This is a genomic window from Rheinheimera sp. F8, assembly GCF_001518915.1.
Genome location: NZ_CP013656.1, coordinates 988,779 through 1,005,623, shown reverse-complemented (window position 1 = coordinate 1,005,623; position 16,845 = coordinate 988,779). Strand labels below are relative to the sequence as shown.

The window sequence follows — 16,845 nt, the reverse complement described above, 5'->3', positions numbered from 1 at the left end:
AGTGTGTCGCAAACCGGTGTAAGTGAGTACCGGGAGCCAGTCCAATCGCAGTATACAGGGGAGTCCGCCAATGAAACCAGCCTTAAGCCGCTATGCGTTAAGTCAAGTACCACAGTCCTGGCAGGCATTTGCCCAGGGCGAGGTGTTGGCCCATCAGCTGGAAAATCAGTTCAATTTGTGGTGGCCACGTATTTTTGGTTATCACCTGTTAAAGGTGGGCACTTTAAGTTGCCAACTGGACACCAGTGCCTGTGGTATCCGCCATCAAATAAATCTGGCAGGCAGTGGGGAGCAGGTTTCAGTCATTGCTGATCCGGATGACCTGCCTTTTATCGAGCATGCCGTTGACGCCGTTTTGCTGGCGCATTGCCTAGAATATACACAAGATCCGCATCATGTGATCCGCGAGGCACATCGCGTGTTGATGCCTGATGGCTATCTGCTAATGAGCGGCTTTAATCCATACAGCCTGATGGGGCTGTTAAAACTCTGGCCGGGTCTGCACCGGCGTTTACCTTGGTCTGGACGATTTTTCTCACAGGCGCGAGTCAAAGACTGGTTACAGCTGCTTGGCTTTGAAGTGTTGTATGAACAACGTTTATTCTGTACCAGTATGTTGGCACAATCGCCGGCTAATTCAGCGTTCCGGCTTTGGGCAGAGCAGCATCTGAACTATTTTGCCGCGGCCTATGTGCTGGTCGCTCGTAAACGGACTTTACCGTTAACGCCGATAAAACCGAAATGGCAACTAACCAATAGTTTTAAACCAGCGGTTAAAGGTGTCAGTGTGCGTCAACAGGGCGGGGTCTGACTGTGTGAGTCAGGAATAAACTATTGTTGAGTGCGTTGCCACTGCTGCAGGTATTGGTCTAATGCATTGCCAAATTTTTGCCGGTCCCGCTGGTCGATAGCCGGTGGCCCACCGCTGACCATACCGGCGCCCCGCAGTTCTTCCTGCAAATTGCGCACAGCCAGCCGAGCCTTGACGTTATCTTTGTCGAGTTTGTCGCCACGAGGGGTTAATACAGTCGCCCCTTGTTCTACGCAAATTGCGGCCAGCGGAATATCCTGCGTCATCACCAGATCACCAGGACGCACCGAAGTTGCAATCAGATTGTCTGCCACATCAAATCCGGCTTCGACACGAAACTGGCGGCACCATGGCGTCCGCGGCAACGGTAGCGCGTGATTCGCAACAAAGTTCAGTTCTATTTTGAGCCGCTCACCAGCCCGCAGCAGCATATCGCGACACACCTTTGGACAGGCATCAGCATCAATCCAGATAGGCATTACAACAGTCCTGTTGCTGTGACTATTGCTGGCGCTTTCGCAGCAAGGACACGACTGGCTGGATTGCTCAGGGTCATAAAATACAGATCGGAACGGTAGGCGCCGGGTTGCGTGGCTTCTGAAAATCCAAGCCGCAGATAACTGCGCAGGGCTGGCTGGTTGTTACGAAATACATAAAGAGATGCTTCGCGTGTTGGCCACAATTGCAGACCTGCGGCAAGCAGGGCATTGATCAGGTGTTCAGACAAATGTTGTCCTCGATAGGGGGGCAATACTAATAATCGCGCCAGGTGTAGCCGGTTAAACCGATCACAGATCTGACCAAAAGCCAGCGTATTACGCTGGCCATCCAGCAAAACATAGCTTTGTGTGTCCGGCAGCTGAAGTCGCTGCAGGAATTCGGTGCGGCGCGGTGGGAAACGAAAGCCCTCGCCGCCCCATTGGGTCAGCGCTGCTGCATCATTAAACTGATCAGCCAATGACCATTGCTGCTCAGTATTTGCAAGGCAAAGTTGCATCAAAGTTGCTGTGCCAGATGGTAACAACCAGGGATCAGCAGCAGCCATAGCAGGATCATGCTGGTTTGCCAGGCCAGCCGGTAAAAAGGCTGACCATAGAAATCAGGTTGCTGGCGGATCCACATCAACATTGCGGCGCCAATCACACTTGGCAAGCCATAAATTGTTTCAAACTGACCGTTGAGAAAACTGGCCCAACATGCGACGACGCCAGTGACTGATAACAATAACCAGCTCACAACCATGGTTTTACTCTGATTTACAGACATCTCAGCTCCGGCTATTTGTGGCATTACCACATCAGGTCATCAGGTATTTTAAAATCGGCGTAAGGATCGTCGGCCGGCATCTGCTCATCTTGTTGATTTAACAAGACAACGGCGTCAGGCTGGCGTACCAACAATTTCTCGGCGATTTGGATCGGTACTAAGTGATAGTGCTCATCCAATCGGGCGATAGCAATCAGACCTTTGACTAATTGTTGTTGCACTTTGTCACTGACATAGATTTTTTTGATTTTATTGCCATCGGTGAAATTAAAACCAAGTTCACCTTTGTCACGGATGATATTCATCTCGATGATTTGTTTAACTTGCGCCGTCAGAGCTTTTTTGTCGGCTTCTGCTTTTTTCTGCTGATTGAGTTCTTTATCGCGGGCTATTTGGGCTTGACGGGCCTGTTCTGCCAGAACCGTTGCCTCATTGACAACCTGTCCGTGTTTACCGGCCTGCACACGTTCTTTGTGTTGTTCTTTCTTGATGTTTTTCAGTTTTTTAGCATCGCCAAGACCCGCTTTTAACAATTGTTCAGCCAGAGATTTACTCACGGTCAGTTCCTGTTTGCCCGAATTTAATGTGTATATTGTTCCATGACGATCGGGTACTTGCCAAGCGCCATGGCTGACGGCGCTAACGTTTTACAGTACACTACGTGATTATCTTTTGATTCAGAGTATATATGGCTGCTTTTCAGGAACTAGCGTTAGATCCCCGGTTGTTGCGTTCAATTCAACATTTAGGTTTTACTCAACCTACTGAAATACAACAAGAGGCAATACCTGCAGTGATGCAGGGTAAAGATCTGATTGTTTCGTCGAAAACTGGTTCCGGTAAAACTCTGGCCTATCTGTTGCCCATGATGCAGCGGCTTTTACGCAGTAAACCCTTGTCTGCGAAAGACCCACGCGCCTTGATCCTTGCGCCTACCCGGGAGCTGGCACAACAGATATATGCACAATTGCGTTTGTTTGTTGCCAATACCCGACTCACACCAGCGTTTATTGTGGGTGGTGAGAATTTTAACGATCAGGAAAAACTGCTGAAACGTCAGCCACATATCATCGTGGCAACTCCCGGTCGATTGGCGGATCATCTGGAACACAAAAGTTTCTTTCTGCAAGGTCTTGAAGTACTGATTTTGGATGAAGCCGACCGGATGTTAGATCTTGGCTTTATGCCTCAGCTCAATGCAATCCATAAACAAGCGTCGCACCGGTTACGTCAGACCCTGATGTTTTCTGCAACGCTGGACCATGCTGAGGTCAATGAACTGGCGTTGTCATTGTTAAGAGACCCATATCGTGTTGCCTTGGGAGCAGGCTATGACCCTCACAAAGACATCACACAACGGTGTTTTTTTGCCGACAACCTGACTCATAAAGAAGCATTGTTATTACATTTTCTCAAATCGGAAGTTGTCAGGCAGCTCATTCTGTTCACCGCAACCCGGGAAGATACCGATCGGCTGGCCGCCCTGGTACAAAAAGCAGGTTTTGCAGCAGTTGGATTGAATGGGAAACTGACGCAAGCACAGCGAAATTCGGTCATGCAGGCGTTTGCTGCTAATAAGTATCAGGTTCTGGTCACAACAGATGTGGCATCACGTGGCCTGGATTTGTTGCAGGTATCGCACGTGATTAACTTCGACTTACCAAAACATCCTGAAGAGTACGTCCATCGGATCGGCCGTACAGGCCGTGCCGGACAGCAGGGCTGCGCGTTTTCTTTGGTAGGTCCCAAAGACATCACTGCATTTTCAGCAATCGAACAGTTTTTACGCCGACCGCTTGAAATGGCTCAAGTGGACGGATTGACTGCCAAATTTGATGGCACAATCAAGAAAAAAACTGTTGCGTCGTCTACGAGATCATCAAAAGCTACAGGGCAACAATCAGGCTCTGTGAAAGCAAAAATTCGTTCTGCAGACAGTCCCTTGCCCAAGAAAAAGCCGAAGTTTTTTGAGTCTGGTGATGATGGCGCTGCGCCACCGAAAAAAAAGCAAAAATAATTGCTTTTGGTCACATTTCATCCAGGAATCAGTGCTAAACTCGGGAAGTCAGTTGAATGTTAAATAAACACTTTTTCTGGCAATGTGTTGTTTGTAAAGGTAAAAACCAACAAGCAATAGGAACGGTCTATGCACGGTTAATTTTATTTTCCGTTTGTTCAGCAATACCTATTGACCCCACAATGTGGTTCACACATAATGGGGTCGTAATATGTACTAGCACGAACGTGGCCGGTAATATTTAAGTCGCCTATAAAGGCAAATATAGTTAAAGTAAGAGAATGTTATGTCACAATTAATTTCCGGCACCGTTAAGTGGTTCAACGAAGATAAAGGTTTTGGTTTCATTGAGCGCGAAGGCGGCAAAGATGTATTCGTACACTTCCGCGCTATTAACGGTACTGGCCGTCGTACGCTGGTAGAAGGTCAGAAAGTGACTTTCGAAGTAACTGAAGGCCAAAAAGGTCCTCAGGCAGAGAACGTAACTGTAGTTGCTTAATAGCAAACTCAGAAAGTTTCTTGAAAAACCGGCTTTCGCCGGTTTTTTGTTTTTATAAATCTTAAATGTACTCGCTTTAATTCAGCAACAAAGTAAGTCTCTCTTTTGAAGCGTCAAAACTGCGCGAAACGCGACAGGCGTACTCAACGCTGACACATGTAAATTTCTGCAACTATGAAATACCAAGAGCAATGCGAATCGGCAAAGTAAGCAAGTAATATTCAGGCATTTGAATCTTAGTGTTAGCCTGCCTAAGCCTTTCGCAGATAGGCTGGAAACTTGATTTTAGCTTGGTTATTAATGCATCCAGTCCAAATCCAGTTGTGCCTGTGCTGCGTTGCTTTTTAATCCGACATGAATACCCACCAGCCTGACCGCTTTTCCCTGACCGCGTAGCCAAGCCTGCGTTAATAGCTGCTGCAGCAATTGGAAGCACAATTCAGGATGTTGACGTTCAATCGTTGTTTGTCGGAAATCCTGAAATTTTAACTTGATACCGATTTTTTGGATTTGTTCTTGAGCGTCACAGCGTTCTATCCGTCTGACCAGTTTTTGGTACATTTCTGCTAGCGGTTGCATACTTTGCTCGGGCGTCGTCAGATCCTGACTGAACGTTTGCTCGACGGCTACAGATTTACGCTCTCGTTCATTATGTACCTCACGATTATCCAGGCCCTGGCTTCGTTCCAGCAATACTTCCGCAAAACTGCCAAATTCTCGTACCAGCATTTGCAAGTCTGCTTTTTGTACGTCACTGCAGCGGTGTAAACCCAGTTTCGCCAGCTTTTCTGCGGTTTTTTGACCAACGCCCGGAATTTTTCGCAAAGACAATGTTGCAACAAAAGCACTAACCTGGTCCGGAGGTATGACAAAAAGGCCATCTGGTTTATTTTCATCGCTGGCAATTTTTGCCAGAAATTTGTTTGGCGCTACACCCGCGGAGGCGGTCAGGCCTGTTTCCTGAAAGATAGTTTGGCGAATATGTTCCGCAATCCGCGTTGCACTCCCCTGAAATAGATCACATGCGGATACATCGAGGTAAGCTTCGTCCAAAGACAGTGGTTCAACTTTATCTGTATAGCGGTGGAAGATGGCCTGAATGCAGGTACTGACCGCTTTATATTTATCCATATTGCCAGGCACCAGCACCAGTTGCGGGCAGAGTTTAAATGCCTGACCGGTTGGCATGGCTGACCTTACCCCGTATGCACGCGCTGGATAGTTACAGGTACTAATTACGCCGCGCTCAGTTCTGCTACCTCCAATGGCCAGCGGGATATGTCGCCATGCAGGATTGTCCCGCATTTCTACGGCAGCGAAAAAACAATCCATGTCGATATGAATAATTTTGCGCATGATTTGGGTTGACTGTTTAAATATACAGTTATCATATGCGAAATTGTTAAGCTGTAAAGGTCAGATTGGTACTCATATGATTTAATTGAAGATCTAAAATGTTTGACCATATGGCCACTGCTCTGACGTGCCACCAAATACTCCATTTGGATGTTCAGACGTCTAAATTTACAGTGCACACCTGTCTGAACCGGTGTATCATACCGCGCAGTTTTTGTATCTTAATTTGCGACTGTGCCAAAGCAGGAGAAACCATGTTAAAGCGTGAAATGTCGATTGCCGATTTTGATCCACAATTATGGCAAGCTATTGTTGATGAAACTCAGCGTCAGGAAGATCACATTGAGCTGATCGCTTCTGAGAACTACTGCAGCCCACGTGTGCTGCAGGCCCAAGGTTCACAGCTGACCAACAAATATGCCGAAGGTTACCCGCATAAACGCTACTACGGTGGTTGTGAATTCGTTGATATCGCTGAAGATTTAGCTATCGCTCGTGCCAAAGAACTGTTTGGTGCTGATTATGCCAACGTGCAGCCACATTCTGGTTCTCAAGCAAACTCGGCGGTGTTTCTGGCGCTGTTAAACGCTGGTGATACCATTCTCGGTATGAGCCTGGCGCACGGTGGTCACCTGACTCACGGTGCAACGGTCAGCTCATCAGGTAAGCTGTACAAAGCTGTACAGTACGGCCTGCACCCGGAGACTGGCGTAATTGATTATGATCAGGCTGAAGCGTTGGCGCTTGAACACAAACCAAAACTGATCATTGCCGGTTTCTCGGCTTATTCAGGGATTGTGGACTGGCAACGTTTCCGTGACATCGCGGACAAAGTTGGTGCTTACCTGATGGTCGATATGGCACACGTCGCAGGTCTGGTTGCTGCAGGTTTATATCCAAACCCAGTGCCAATTGCTGATGTAGTGACTACGACCACACACAAAACACTGGCTGGTCCTCGTGGCGGTCTGATCCTGGCACGCAAGAATGAAGAGATCGAAAAGAAACTGAACTCAGCCGTGTTTCCTGGTGGTCAGGGTGGCCCATTGATGCACGTCATCGCAGCAAAAGCAGTAGCATTTTTAGAAGCGTTACAGCCAGAATTTAAGACTTACCAACAACAAGTGCTGAAGAATGCAGTCGCTATGTGCGATGCAATGAAAGCACGTGGCTACAAAATCGTTTCTGGTGGTACCCAAAACCACTTATTCCTGATGGATTTGATCGACAAAGAAATCACCGGCAAAGAAGCCGATGCATGGTTGGGTCAGTCGCACATCACAGTGAACAAAAACTCAGTCCCTAATGACCCGCGTTCACCTTTCGTGACCTCAGGTCTGCGTATCGGTACTCCTGCAATCACGCGCCGTGGTTTTAAAGAAGCGGAAGCCCAGACAGTTGCCAATTTGATTTGTGACGTACTTGACAGCCGTGGTGATGCCGCAGTGATCGAAAAAGTACGGGCACAGGTTTCAACCTTGTGTGCGGGTTTCCCGGTCTACGCTTAAGTTTACTGAGCCGATGCCTGACAGCTGTCAGGCTGAAGTGATATGATGGCCGCCTTTCGCGGCCATTGTTTTTTCAGGAGAAGTCCTGTGTTTTGTCCTTTTTGCCGGGCGGACGATACCAAAGTCATCGATTCGCGTTTGGTTGCTGATGGTTATCAGGTCAGACGGCGGCGTGAATGTACCGCATGTCATGAACGTTTCACCACTTTTGAAGCTGCTGAACTGGTGATGCCACGGATAATAAAGCGTGATGGCTCGCGCGAGCCGTACAACGAAGACAAACTGCGTAGTGGCTTGCAACGGTCACTGGAAAAACGCCCGGTGCCGACCGAAGACGTGGAGTCGCTGATCACTAAAGTTGAGTCACAGTTACGTGCAACTGGCGAGCGCGAGGTGCAAAGTGAAATGATTGGCCATCTCATCATGGAACAACTGCTATTGCTGGATAAAGTCGCATACGTGCGGTTTGCTTCTGTTTATCGTTCCTTTAAAGATATCCGTGAATTCGGGGAAGAAATCGCCCGGCTCGGAGACGACCAGTCATGACTATGGTTACAGAATTTTCGCAGTCCGATCATCAATTTATGCAGCGCGCGATAGAATTGGCTGCACTGGGGCGCTACACCACAACACCCAATCCAAATGTCGGCTGTGTCATTGTTAAAGACAATCAGATTATTGGTGAAGGGTATCATCGCCAGGCCGGTGGTCCTCATGCTGAGGTTTTTGCCTTGCGTCAGGCTGGCGCCGCTGCTGTCGGAGCAACTGCTTATGCCACATTAGAGCCATGCAGCCATTTTGGCCGTACACCACCTTGCGCCGATGCATTGATTACGGCAGGGCTCAGCCGGGTGGTGGTGGCGATGCAGGACCCGAACCCTAAAGTTGCGGGAACAGGCGTAGCGCGGATCAGAGCCGCCGGGATCCTGGTAGATGTAGGTTTATTAGCATTGCAGGCTGAAGCACTCAATCCGGGTTTTTTGCACAAAATGCGCACAAAACAGCCATATGTCCGGTTGAAACTCGCTTGTAGCACTGACGGGAAAGTCGCGCTGGCCAATGGTCAAAGCCAATGGTTGACCGGTGCAGCTGCCCGGGAAGACGTGCAGTTATTCCGTGCACAAAGCTGTGCCATATTATCTACTGCAGAGACGGTCAAAGCGGACAAAGCACTGCTGAACGTCCGCTCTGAAGCGGTCACTTGCCTGGAAAACGGTGATATCCGTCAACCACTGCGAGTCATTCTGGACAGACGCTGCCGCCTGACCGGCCATGAACCACTGTTTCAACAGAGCGGTGATATTTTATTGTGTCATGCCGGCCCTGCGGAAGAGTGGCCTGAGCTTGCATCTGTTTCGCCGCATTCATCCCTACAAGTAACGCGATTACGGCTGGGGCTTGATGCTGTGGGGCAACTCGACCTGAAAGAACTGCTCACCATGTTAGGGAGCCGGCAGATCAATTTGCTTTGGGTTGAAGCGGGTAGCTCGCTTGCCACTTCGTTCTGGCAGCAACAACTGATTGATGAATTGGTGTTATATCAGGCGCCACTTTTACTCGGGGCTGACGCGATGCCGCTACTAAAAGCCGGCGGATTACAGCAACTTTCACAGGCGCCACGCTGGCAGTGGCAGGATGTGCGGCAAGTAGGTGCTGATTTACGCCTGACCGCTTTACTGAAAACAGGCGCCACGCCAGAGTAGTGAGGATTTACCATGTTTACCGGCATTATTGAAGCAACAGGCCATATTGCTGCGATCAAACGCAGTGGCCAGGATGCGCAGATAACCATTCACAGCGACATGCTGGATTTTTCCGACGTTAAACTGGGTGACAGTATCGCCAGTAATGGTGTCTGTCTGACGGTGACTTCGCTCGGTGCCCATAGTTTTACTGCGGACCTGTCGGGCGAGACCTTAAGCCGTACTTTGTTTGGCAGTTACCAGACTGGCCAGCGTATCAATCTGGAAAAAGCCTTGTTGCCGACCACCCGCTTAGGCGGTCATTTGGTCAGCGGTCATGTCGATGGTATAGCGGTTGTCAGTAAAGTCGAAAAAACTGGCCAAAGCTGGCAAATCTATCTGCAGTCACCGGAAGAACTCGGTCGTTATATCGCAGAAAAAGGCTCCGTCACTATTGATGGCATCAGCCTGACGGTCAATGAACTCACAGCAAACGGATTTCGTCTAACGATTGTGCCGCATACCGCCCGCGAAACAACAATTCAGGCGTTACAGGCTGGCAGCAAAGTACATCTGGAAGTCGATTTACTGGCGCGATACCTCGAACGATTATTACAAGGGAAGCAGGCTACTGCGCCGGCATCGCCTGTCACAATGAATTTATTACAACAAAGCGGTTTTCTCTGAGTGTCCCTTTTAATGGTGATACAAAACCCTGTACCCGAGGATTTGAGATGCAATTAAATACTCCAGCCGAGATTATTGACGATATTCGTAACGGCAAAATGGTGATCCTGATGGATGACGAGGACCGTGAAAACGAAGGTGATCTGGTGATGGCGGCAGAATATGTCACGCCGGATGCGGTCAATTTTATGGCGACACATGGTCGTGGCCTGATTTGTCTGACACTGACACGTCAGCGTTGTAAACAACTCGATCTGCAGTTAATGGTCGATAAAAACAAATCACCATTTTCGACTGCTTTTACCGTGTCGATTGAAGCGGCTGAAGGCGTTACGACCGGTATTTCAGCGGCAGACCGCGCCCGCACAGTCAAAGCCGCTGTTGCGCGTGATGCGAAGCCTGCAGATATCGTGCAGCCGGGTCACATTTTCCCGTTGATGGCACAGGATGGTGGCGTGTTAGTCCGTGCCGGCCACACTGAGGCTGGTTGTGATTTAGCCCGCTTAGCCGGGCTTGAACCGGCTGCGATGATTGTTGAGATCCTAAACGAAGACGGCACCATGTCGCGCCGGCCTGACTTAGAAAAATTTGCCGCCAAGCACGGTATCAAAATTGGCACTATTGCCGATTTGATTGAATACCGGAACTTAAATGAAACCACCATTGAACAGGTGGCCCGCTGTTATTTACCTACAGCCACCGGTGATTTTGATCTGGTAACCTTCCGCGACACTATCGACAACCAACTGCATTTTGCTTTAGTGAAAGGCCAGATTGAAGCCGATAAGCCGACCCTGGTGCGGGTCCACCTGCATGATACTTTCAGCGATTTGTTGTTGTCGAACCGTGGCGCAAACCGCAGTTTTTCCCTGCAATGTGCGATGGAGCGTATTCAACAGGAAGGTGGCGTACTGGTGTTGTTAGGCAAACAGGAATCGACCGAAGATTTAATCCAGACCGTGGAGTATTTCGCTGCTGAAGACCGTGGTGAGAAACTCAGAGCGCCGGCCTGGAAAGGTACCAGTCGTAACGTTGGCGTAGGCTCTCAAATTTTGGCTAGTTTAGGCGTGAAAAAAATGCGCTTACTCAGCCAACCGAAGCGTTACCATGCGCTGTCCGGTTTTGGTCTGGAAGTAGTGGATTACGTTTCAGAATAAGCTAAACAAAAGCAGGATGGAAAAGGCCGGACTTGTGCTATCATATGCGGCCTTTTTCACAAAGTACTACATAAAAGAGGATCTCCGATGCAGGTGATTGAAGCTGGCTTGTCCGCCAAAGGAAAAAAGTTTGCCATCGTTGTGGCGCGTTTTAACAGCTTTATCGTCGAAAGTCTGCTCGACGGTGCCGTAGATACTTTAAAGCGGGTCGGTAACGTCGATGACGCTGATATCACGGTCGTGCGGATCCCGGGTGCTTTTGAGTTACCTCTGGCAGTGCAGAAAGTTGCTGCCAGCAAACAGTATGATGCCATCATTGCGCTGGGCGCAGTGATCCGTGGTGGTACACCACATTTCGAATATGTCGCCGGTGAATGCACCAAAGGTATTGCGCAGGTCATGATGCAATACGGTTTACCGGTTTCTTTTGGCGTGCTGACGGTGGAAAGTATCGAGCAGGCCATTGAACGAGCCGGTACAAAAATGGGCAATAAAGGCGGAGAAGCGGCGTCTTCTGCGCTGGAAATGGTCAACGTTCTGGCTCAACTCTAGGATTTTTGCATGAAACCGAATGTTCGTCGTCAGTCCCGTTCACTGGCTGTTCAAGGGATTTATAGCTGGCAGGTCAGCAAAAACCCGATTGGTGATATCGAGCAACAACTGTTGCTGGAACAAAACACCAAACATCTGGATGTCGGATTTTTTCAGGATTTATTGCGTGGCGTTGTCGTCAACCTGAACGTACTGGATGATGCATTAAAGCCCTTTGTCGAACGTCCGTTTGAAGAAATTGATTTGGTAGAAAAAGCCATTCTCCGGGTGTCGGCTTACGAGCTGAAGTTCCGTCCTGATGTGCCATATAAAGTGGTGATCAACGAAGCGATTGAACTGGCGAAAGCCTTCGCCGCCGATGACAGTCATAAATTTGTCAACGGCATCCTCGACAAAGCAGTCAGGCTACTGCGACCAAACTGATGGAGAGCCGGCGAAAGTCGGCTTTTTTATGCACGAGTTTGAACTGATAGAACAATGTTTTGCCCGCTCGGGTTATCGCCGTAACGACGTCAGTATTGGTGTCGGTGACGATGGTGCTGTGATCCAGGTCCGCGATGGTTTTGATTTAGTTGTTACCACAGATACCATGGTGCAGGGCGTGCATTTTTTCCCTAATGTTGACCCACGCTCATTAGGCCACAAACTAGTGGCTGTGAACGTCAGCGATTTGGCAGCAATGGGGGCAGAGCCTTGCTGGTTATCCCTTGGATTAACTTTACCTGCTGTCAACGATGACTGGTTAAAAGCCTTCGCCGAAGGTCTCAGTGAAACAGCCGATTATTACAACTGCCAGCTGGTGGGCGGTGACACTACCCGCGGCCCGCTGACATTGACCTTGTGTGCCAAAGGCATTGTGCCGCGTGGCAAAGCTTTGAGCCGGGCCGGCGCAAAAGTCGGTGATTATGTCTATGTCACTGGTACTTTGGGTGACGCAGCGCTTGGGCTGAAAGTCGAACAAGGTCTAAGCGAGATCAGCAAAAAACACCGTGGCCATATCTTGCAGCGGTTTCACTATCCGACGGCCCGCGTCGCTATTGGTCAGGCCTTGCGCACTATTGCCAGTAGTTGTATGGATATCTCAGATGGCCTATGTGGCGATTTGCCGCATATCTTGAAACGCTCAGGTGTAGGTGCGATCATCGACGTGGCCAAAATTCCGATGTCACAGGCATTAAAGGATAGCTGTGACTGGCAACAGGCTCTTCAGTGTGCGCTATCCGGCGGCGAAGATTATGAGTTACTGTTCACGGTGCCGGAGGACAAACGCGGCTCGCTTGAAGTGCTGCTGTCGCCCTACGGCGTTCCTGTGACATGTATCGGACGGATCACGGGAGCTGCCGGTAAGCTGGAACTCCGTCATCTGGATCAGCCTTTTGTTTATCAACACAGCGGATATCAGCATTTTTAATGAAAAAACAGCCGTTTAACCTGAAAAGCTGGCAACACTGGCTGGCCATCGGGCTTGGCGCGGGTTTGTCACCCAAAGCGCCAGGTACTGTCGGCACCGCCTTTGCCATTCCGTTGGTATTTGGTCTGGCGATGTTGCCGTTAGTCTGGTCTGCAGCCTTCATCATTACCTTGATGGTATTGGGTGTTTATGTCAGTGAACAGACCAGCCGTGATATTGGTGTAGAAGACCACGGTGGTATTGTTATTGATGAGGTGGTCGGCTTTGCTATCACCATGTGGGCGTTGCCGTTGAGCTGGCCCTGGCTTTGTGCCGGTTTTGTCTTGTTTCGTTTTTTTGATATCGTCAAACCCTGGCCAGTAAGGTTCTTTGACCAGCACGTCACCGGCGGGCTTGGGGTCATGGCAGACGACATCGTTGCCGGATTGCTGGCGTGTTGCTTACTGCATGGTGTATCGTTAGTTCTGTAACGTCCGTTCTCTCGGTATACAGGTTGCTATGTCTTTGAAGCACTTCTGCTTTTTTATAAATTTCTTTTTGCTTGGGCTGTGGTCATGTCTGACGTCCGCTCAGGCAATCCAATCTATCTACGACTACGACATTAAACAATGGACGGCCGTCGACGGTCTGTCGAACAATTCAGTGCGTGCGGTCACTCAGGATCAGCAAGGCTACCTGTGGATCGGTACTTTGGAAGGGCTGAATCGCTTTGATGGTACTCATTTTGAAAGTTTCAGCAGTAATAACACCCGTCGTCAGCTGATTGGCAACGTGATCACCCGGCTGTATACAGATAGTCAGGGTTACATTTGGGTCGGTACTATGACCGGCCTGTCAGGCTTAAACAGCCGTACGCTGAAATTCGATCGATATAACGTGCTGGGTGAAGTGACGGCTATTGCTGAAGTCGGCGATCGCGAGATTTGGGTCGCGGCGGATAATCTGTTTCGGGTCCGGGACGGCCAGGTCAGTCGTGTTGATGAAATCAAAGAGTCGGTTAGTCAGATTGCGGTCACACCCGAACATGTTTGGGTCAGCAGCAGTCGTTATTTGTACAAGCTGGCGCGTAATGGTCAGCTCGATAAAATTAGTTTACCAGCCGATTTGGCGCAGCATCCGGTCTACGACCTGTTATGGCAAAACGGTGTCATGTATCTGGCCAGTGAGCAGGGATATTATCTGGTCGATACAGAAGGGCAGGTACAGCCAGCATCTTTACCAATGGACCGCGGAATTCCGGTTTATCAGCTGCATAGCGACAGTCAGGGCGGCGATTGGGTGTCCAGTTACGACAAGCTGTTTTACCGACATCAGCAACAGCAATGGCAGGTGATCAGCAGGGACGAGCTCGGCAGTGCCACACAGTTTAACGACATCTTTGAAGACCAACAACAAAATGTCTGGTTGGGTAGCTTTGGTGACGGTCTGTATCGCGTCAGCCGCGGTAAAATCAAGCGGGTGATTGGCCAGGCGCAACGTGATGTAATGGTGCGCAGCGTGGTGCGTACCGCCGACGACAGGTTGTTGTTGGCGTCCAGTCAGCGGCTGGGTCTGCTCGATAAAACACAACAATATACTGAAATTCAGCTGTCGGGTGATACACCGCTTAATGTGGTGCAGGACCTTGAACCGGATGGCGACAGCTGGTTATTAGCAACCGACAATGGCCCCAAGCGTTTGACCTTGGTGGATGGAAAGTTGACACCGCTGACTGACGCATTACGCGGTATCAAAACCAAAACGATAAAAAAACGTCAGGCCGGTGGTTTCTGGCTTGGCACCAATGATGGATTGTTCCAGTTACAACAAGAACTGGTCCCTTTTGCGCTGAACCACGAGTTTGAATCCAGTGTGATCACTTTTGTGCAGGATAACCCGGAAAAGTTGCTGGTCGGGACTACACGAGGTGCTTATCAGTATCAGCAGGAAAAACTGCTGCGGGTTGGTTTGGGTACACCGCTCTACAATGCGTTTGTCACGACGATGCTGCAATTGCCGCAGGGACCGCTGGTGGTCGGCACTGTAGATGACGGCTTATTTGTCCGGTTGTTTGATGGGAAATGGCTGCAGTTTGATACGTCAAACGGATTGCCATTTGAACCTGTCGTCAGTTTGTTTCACGATGTCGCCAGTGATTACGTCTGGGTCAGTACCCTCAAAGGTATTTTTCGCTTTCAACCCCATTTACTCAGTGAGTCGCCATCTGGTCAGAATTTGTTTGAGGAAGTATTGACGCCATACGAGCGTCAGCTCGGGACCGCGCCTGGTCGCTGTTGTAATGGCTCTGGCGCCAGTAAAGTGGTGTTCTGGCAAGACCAGCTCTGGTACCCGACGCTGAAAGGTTTAGTGGCAGTTCCGGTGAAATTAAAAGCCAGTAGCAGTCAGACTTATCAGCCGCTGGTGCAGCAAGTGCAGGCGCAGAAACTCTATAGCCTGTTACCTGAGCAAAATCGGCTGGTGCTCGAAACTGATGAGCGCAACGTATCGTTGCGTTATACCGCGATCGATTTTTTAAAACCGATGGCGCTGGAGTTTCGCTATCAATTGGTTGGGTTTGATCAGGATTGGCATCTGGTGGCTAGCCGGCGCGAAGCAATTTACACCAACCTGCCGGCCGGACGCTATCTGTTCCGCCTGCAGGCCAGAAACCTGAATCAGAGTTGGGATTTGGCCGGCCAGACTCAGCTGGAACTGGTGATCCCGCGTCGGTTTGATGAAACCGTGATGTATCGGGGTTTATGGTTATTATTAGGATTATTTCTGTTGTATGGCTTGTTTTGGTTGGCGCGGCGCAATGTGCAGCTACGTGAAGCAGAGCTGACCAAGCTGGTGAAGTTGCGCACCCAGGAACTTGAAACCTCGAATATCCGGCTGAACGAGTTAAACGAACAGTTATCGCAACTGACGCATAAAGATGCTTTAACCGGGTTGCGCAACCGGCGGTTTTTGTTTGAACAACTACCAAAAGACATTGAACACTATCAACGCAACCGCGAATCGATGCTGGCACAGAATAAGTGCATTGCGCTGATGCAGCTGGATTTAGATAACTTTAAAGTGATCAACGATAAATTCGGTAACAGTGCCGGCGATAGTATCCTGCAGCAGGTCAGTGGTTTATTGATCCGGGAAACCCGTGGTTCTGATTACGTCGTGCGCTATGCCGGTGAAGAATTTATGCTGGTCATGCGGGATATCCCGCTGGATATGGTACGCGAGTTTGCATGCCGGCTGAATGAACTGATTAGCAGCGAAGCTTTTGTGTTACCAGATGGCAGAACTGTGTCGGTACAATGTTCCGTCGGTTACGCGATTTACCCGCTGGAGTTGCTTGGCGGGCAGCTGATCGGTTGGGAAATTTCATTGCAACTGGCTGAATTGGCGTTGTATCACGTGAAGCATAACGGGCGAAATGGTGTCGCCAGTATTCAGTTTGACCGGCAGGTCGATGCTTTTGAGTTTGAGGATTCTGATCACATCGAAGCGCAGATTGAAAAGTTGCTGGCGGATGGCGTGGCATGGTTTGAGCTGAACAGTGGCCGCCAGCAAGACAGCATTATTAACTGAGCTGTAGTTCAGACAAAAACAAAAGCCCGGTTATTTAAGCCGGGCTCAGACTGCTGACAAAGGCCTGGACGTAGATCCAGGCCTTTGATCTAATAGAGGGAGTCCAAACAGGAGCTGCCCTCATGCTCAGAGATATCTCCCCGCAACAACATCAGCTTGAAATGGTGACACTGGAACAGCTGGTGCCACAAAACCATCTGGTTCGTAAAATCGATACCACCATAGATTTTGAATTTATCCGTGCTGAAGTCGCTGATTTGTATTGTAAAGACANAATGTCTGCTGGCGGGTGCTGCGCAAAACATCAAGAAAATGGCGTTACTGCTGGCCGC

At 49.5% G+C, this 16,845-nt stretch carries 18 protein-coding genes and 1 pseudogene; 14 read left to right on the top strand and 5 right to left on the bottom strand.

Annotated elements, in window-relative coordinates:
• Positions 1-70 precede the first annotated feature (70 nt).
• Positions 71-811: a class I SAM-dependent methyltransferase gene (locus ATY27_RS04560; RefSeq protein ID WP_208930982.1), complete on the top strand. Its 741-nt coding sequence runs from the start codon at positions 71-73 to the stop codon at positions 809-811.
• A gap of 20 nt (positions 812-831) precedes the next feature.
• On the opposite strand, the gene ATY27_RS04555 is transcribed toward ATY27_RS04560, so the two are convergent.
• The 4 genes from ATY27_RS04555 to ATY27_RS04540 are packed head-to-tail and all read right to left on the bottom strand — an operon-like array spanning position 832 to position 2,634.
• Entirely contained in the window at positions 832-1,290 is a 459-nt protein-coding gene (locus tag ATY27_RS04555) for a YaiI/YqxD family protein (protein ID WP_208930983.1), read from the bottom strand.
• Positions 1,290-1,808, bottom strand: a complete 519-nt coding sequence (locus ATY27_RS04550) for a GNAT family N-acetyltransferase (protein ID WP_208930984.1) — start codon at positions 1,806-1,808, stop codon at positions 1,290-1,292. The genes ATY27_RS04555 and ATY27_RS04550 overlap by 1 nt, the downstream gene beginning before the upstream one ends.
• Positions 1,808-2,077 carry a hypothetical protein gene (locus ATY27_RS04545; RefSeq protein ID WP_208930985.1) on the bottom strand — a complete coding sequence of 90 codons (270 nt, stop codon included), beginning with the start codon at positions 2,075-2,077 and terminating at the stop codon, positions 1,808-1,810. The genes ATY27_RS04550 and ATY27_RS04545 overlap by 1 nt, the downstream gene beginning before the upstream one ends.
• Positions 2,078-2,100: 23 nt before the next feature.
• Entirely contained in the window at positions 2,101-2,634 is a 534-nt protein-coding gene (locus ATY27_RS04540) for a DUF2058 domain-containing protein (protein WP_208930986.1), read from the bottom strand.
• A gap of 131 nt (positions 2,635-2,765) precedes the next feature.
• On the opposite strand from ATY27_RS04540, the gene ATY27_RS04535 reads away from it, so the two are divergent.
• Both ATY27_RS04535 and ATY27_RS04530 read left to right on the top strand, forming a co-directional pair.
• Positions 2,766-4,094: a DEAD/DEAH box helicase gene (locus ATY27_RS04535; protein ID WP_208930987.1), complete on the top strand. Its 1,329-nt coding sequence runs from the start codon at positions 2,766-2,768 to the stop codon at positions 4,092-4,094.
• 286 nt (positions 4,095-4,380) lie between these two features.
• Complete coding sequence (locus ATY27_RS04530; protein ID WP_031565533.1) at positions 4,381-4,593, top strand: cold-shock protein; 213 nt, start codon at positions 4,381-4,383, stop codon at positions 4,591-4,593.
• A gap of 297 nt (positions 4,594-4,890) precedes the next feature.
• On the opposite strand, the gene dinB is transcribed toward ATY27_RS04530, so the two are convergent.
• Entirely contained in the window at positions 4,891-5,949 is a 1,059-nt protein-coding gene (gene dinB, locus ATY27_RS04525) for a DNA polymerase IV (RefSeq protein ID WP_208930988.1), read from the bottom strand.
• Positions 5,950-6,203: 254 nt separating this feature from the next.
• Between dinB and glyA the strand changes: the two genes are divergently transcribed.
• From glyA to ATY27_RS04470, 11 genes and pseudogenes are all read left to right on the top strand, one after another.
• A complete protein-coding gene (gene glyA / locus ATY27_RS04520; RefSeq protein WP_208930989.1) occupies positions 6,204-7,457 on the top strand; it encodes a serine hydroxymethyltransferase in 1,254 nt (417 codons plus the stop codon).
• Between the two features lie 87 nt (positions 7,458-7,544).
• Positions 7,545-8,003, top strand: a complete 459-nt coding sequence (gene nrdR / locus ATY27_RS04515) for a transcriptional regulator NrdR (RefSeq protein WP_208930990.1) — start codon at positions 7,545-7,547, stop codon at positions 8,001-8,003.
• Positions 8,000-9,160, top strand: a complete 1,161-nt coding sequence (gene ribD / locus ATY27_RS04510; RefSeq protein ID WP_244151292.1) for a bifunctional diaminohydroxyphosphoribosylaminopyrimidine deaminase/5-amino-6-(5-phosphoribosylamino)uracil reductase RibD — start codon at positions 8,000-8,002, stop codon at positions 9,158-9,160. The genes nrdR and ribD overlap by 4 nt, the downstream gene beginning before the upstream one ends.
• Positions 9,161-9,172: 12 nt before the next feature.
• Positions 9,173-9,826 carry a riboflavin synthase gene (locus ATY27_RS04505; protein WP_208930991.1) on the top strand — a complete coding sequence of 218 codons (654 nt, stop codon included), beginning with the start codon at positions 9,173-9,175 and terminating at the stop codon, positions 9,824-9,826.
• A gap of 47 nt (positions 9,827-9,873) precedes the next feature.
• Complete coding sequence (gene ribBA / locus ATY27_RS04500; RefSeq protein WP_208930992.1) at positions 9,874-10,983, top strand: bifunctional 3,4-dihydroxy-2-butanone-4-phosphate synthase/GTP cyclohydrolase II; 1,110 nt, start codon at positions 9,874-9,876, stop codon at positions 10,981-10,983.
• Positions 10,984-11,070: 87 nt separating this feature from the next.
• On the top strand, positions 11,071-11,535 hold the full coding sequence (gene ribE / locus ATY27_RS04495) for a 6,7-dimethyl-8-ribityllumazine synthase (RefSeq protein WP_031565517.1): 465 nt from the start codon (positions 11,071-11,073) through the stop codon (positions 11,533-11,535).
• Between the two features lie 9 nt (positions 11,536-11,544).
• Positions 11,545-11,958: a transcription antitermination factor NusB gene (gene nusB, locus ATY27_RS04490; protein WP_031565515.1), complete on the top strand. Its 414-nt coding sequence runs from the start codon at positions 11,545-11,547 to the stop codon at positions 11,956-11,958.
• 28 nt (positions 11,959-11,986) lie between these two features.
• Entirely contained in the window at positions 11,987-12,946 is a 960-nt protein-coding gene (gene thiL, locus ATY27_RS04485) for a thiamine-phosphate kinase (protein ID WP_208930993.1), read from the top strand.
• On the top strand, positions 12,946-13,416 hold the full coding sequence (locus tag ATY27_RS04480) for a phosphatidylglycerophosphatase A (RefSeq protein ID WP_208930994.1): 471 nt from the start codon (positions 12,946-12,948) through the stop codon (positions 13,414-13,416). The genes thiL and ATY27_RS04480 overlap by 1 nt, the downstream gene beginning before the upstream one ends.
• Positions 13,417-13,444: 28 nt before the next feature.
• Positions 13,445-16,513 (top strand): ligand-binding sensor domain-containing diguanylate cyclase, encoded by a 3,069-nt coding sequence (locus ATY27_RS04475; protein ID WP_208930995.1) that lies wholly within the window; start codon positions 13,445-13,447, stop codon positions 16,511-16,513.
• A 122-nt stretch (positions 16,514-16,635) separates the two neighbouring features.
• Positions 16,636-16,785 (top strand): annotated as a pseudogene (locus tag ATY27_RS04470) (IS5/IS1182 family transposase); the annotation flags it as partial.
• Between the last annotated feature and the right edge of the window lie 60 nt (positions 16,786-16,845).